Origin of the sequence: uncultured Lamprocystis sp., assembly GCF_903933125.1 — a bacterium.
GTDB lineage: Bacteria > Pseudomonadota > Gammaproteobacteria > Chromatiales > Chromatiaceae > Thiodictyon.
Genome location: NZ_CAIZIZ010000017.1, coordinates 1 through 2,825 on the forward strand (window position 1 = coordinate 1; position 2,825 = coordinate 2,825).

Consider the following 2,825-nt stretch of genomic DNA (forward strand, 5'->3'; position numbering starts at 1 on the left):
ATTACCCGCAGATGCGCCGCCCGGCTCGGGCGATTGTGACGTTTCATCGTTTGGCTTCCTGCTTTTCCCGCGTTCTTTCTGGCGCGAGGTTGAATTGAGCGGCCGTCGGCCGCGGAATCGCGACCCCTGGACGGGTCGCCGTACACCAGGGGCAGGCGATCAGATACGCCGGTCCACTCGCCCACAAGAGGACCGGGCCGCAGTTCGCACACTCGGCCGCTTGGGTGTAGTGATCCGGACATTCCCCGCGGTCCCGCTGGGCACGGGTCCGCAGTAACAAGGCCAAGGCATCCTGAGCCTCCGACCGGTGGGCGATCACGGGCCAGTCAACCCCGGCCGCCGTCTGCAAGTCCGCCACGGTGAAGCCGTACCACCGGGCGCCGGGCTCGCCCTCGATGGTCCCCGCCGTGGGATCGGGACGCGCGTCAGCCCCCCGAGCGTCAGCCGCGCGACCCTCCCGCGCCGCGTGGTTGGCGGGAGCATCGTCCGGGACGCCCGCAAAGACTCGCGCCAAGGCATCAAGGTTCATTTGTTATGGTGTCCAGGTGGAACACGTAAACTCTGGCGGGCGTAGGCCGATCCGGAAGCCGTATTTTTTGGGTGGTGCGTCCGCCCGATCCCGGCTGCAAAAGCCCATGGCGAATAAGAACCCGACCCGCGTCACGCTCATTGAAGCCGGCGATAACTTCTTGCCGAAAAGTCTCCGGTAAGACATTGAAAACAATTCCGCCGTCAGGTAATTGTTCTTTGAATCCCGCTAACATCGCCACTTCGGGAGCATGATCGTCCAGCACGCGGGATTTCCAGCGCAACCGATTGGAATGCCGTTCAAAAAACAAACGCACTTGCGCCAAGAGTGCCAGCTCTTCTGTTGGTCCCGTACCACCACGGGCACTCAACCAATCATTGAAACAGCGCTTTGCCGCTTGATAAGATGCGCCCTCGGGCCATCCAGTAATGCCCTCCAGGGTCGCCAGTTCACCGGCTACAGCAACCAAGCCGAACCGGGCCGCGACCCGCCGAACCTGCCCCCCGGCGGCGTCAACCTCCCGCAGCACATCCACGACAAAGCCGGCTTGGTGCTGCTTGATTGCAGCGGTAATGCCTGCCCGATCCTTCATCAGGGCGCTGATGAAAGAAAGCAGCGGGTGCCCATAGTGCGCCGCCGCCGCATCCTTCAGAGCCACGGCAAAGGTTGCCCCGTTGGCGTGACCGTGCAACGTCTCGAATACCCCCAAGCCCGCGCCCGCGTCCGCTGGTATCTCGGCCATCCGGACTTCTTGCCCAGCGCGCGTTTTGCGCGAAACGCTGGCCATATGTTCGGCAAGACCAATTTCACCGCTGGACAGAAACAGCAACCGCCAGCGCTTCACCGCTCGGTTCACGGCCGTCCGTTCCATCCGCGACTTCCCCACACCGTTACCCAACATGTGCGCGGTCTCGCCGGCCGCCTTGGGGTCCATCTGGTTCAGTTCATCCAGGATTAGCAGGCTATCGTTGTGCAATTCTGCTAACCCTTCGATGGCGTTATCGGTCGCCCGCCACCGCTGGAGATACTCAGGCGAGCCACAAACCGACGCTGCAACCCGTTGCACCGTGGTTTTCCCGCTGGAACTTGCATCGACGGAACTCCCAACCAAATGGAAACCGCCAGATTCGGCGTCTATCAACTGCAAGCACGGCGCCGCGAATGCGAGCGAAACAGCGAATGTCAGTCGCGAATTGCCGACGCACCACGCGCCCAAAGTCTGCCGCCATTCGTCCAGGGTGCCCCGAGTGCCAAACGCCGGCCGCTCGCCTTCTGTCGCCAGAATCACGTCCTCGGATTGACGGCCTAACACCTTGTCAGGTAACACGAAGGCCCGGCCGTCCATCGTCCATCCGGTGCGGGTGACTGACCGGGCGCGGGCCTTGGGCGTCCAGCGCCGCAGCAGTTCGATGAAATGTCGCCGCGCGTCTGGGTTATTGGCGCCTTCAAGTCCTGCCGCCGCCAGCCGCGCCCGCAGAGCATCCCCTTGTCCCGCCCGCTCCCGGTCCATGATGACCTCGCGCCGGTAGATCCCATCCAGGTCCTTAAACACTATCAGTCGCCCGAAATCGTCGCCGCGCTCGTCCCGCGTAACAGCCAACACCCGAAACGGTGGGCCAACATAGATAGACCGCCCTTCATATTGTCTAGGGCATTTCCCGTTTTCGTCGATGGCATCCTCGTCCGGCTTGCGAAAGACGATTGCCCCGCGCTCGACGTAATAGGAACTCGGCAGTTCATCCGCGCGAGGAATGACCGACTCTGTGTCGTCTTGCTCGGTCTTGGTTGTTTCGCTGTCATTCGCGCCTTTCCTCGATCTGGTATCAGGGCGTAGGTCCGGGCGTCGCTCAGGGTTCTGATGGGTTACGGGGGCCGGCGAGACCGGAAGCCAGCGGGCAACCTTTGCCAACCGCGCCGCGGTCCAACCGTCCGCCACAGCGTCCGCCGCATCCCATCCGGATGGTAAGTCGCGCTGTAGGGACATCAGGAAGCCCCCAGAAAAGAAAGGTCTAAGACCTCCACCGACACCGCACCGACCGCCAAGGCCAGCGCTGCAACCTGTTTGGCGTAATTGGCGCCGGCCGGGTCGGCGTCCGGCCAAACGCGAACCCGCCTTCCCGCAAGCGGACGAAGGTCAGACTTCGCCGGAGACTGGGCGCCGTTCATGGTCGTTGTCGTGACCATCTCCGGGAACAGTTCCGCCGCAGCGTCAGCCGCCTTTTCGCCTTCGCAGACTAAGACGATGGCGTCAGGACGCGCCGCGATCCGGTCAAGGTGGTACAGGGGCCGGGGCTCC

Annotated in this window: 2 protein-coding genes and 1 pseudogene; all 3 read right to left on the reverse strand. The window is 63.0% G+C overall.

The window, feature by feature from the left end; translation table 11 throughout:
- Positions 1–43: 43 nt before the first annotated feature.
- Positions 44–529: a hypothetical protein gene (locus tag QZY03_RS00805; RefSeq protein WP_295577223.1), complete on the reverse strand. Its 486-nt coding sequence runs from the start codon at positions 527–529 to the stop codon at positions 44–46.
- A complete protein-coding gene (locus tag QZY03_RS00810) occupies positions 519–2,513 on the reverse strand; it encodes a DUF927 domain-containing protein (protein WP_295577225.1) in 1,995 nt (664 codons plus the stop codon). The genes QZY03_RS00805 and QZY03_RS00810 overlap by 11 nt, the downstream gene beginning before the upstream one ends.
- A pseudogene (locus QZY03_RS00815) lies at positions 2,513–2,825 on the reverse strand (DNA helicase); the annotation flags it as partial. The pseudogene QZY03_RS00815 and the gene QZY03_RS00810, both read right to left, overlap by 1 nt.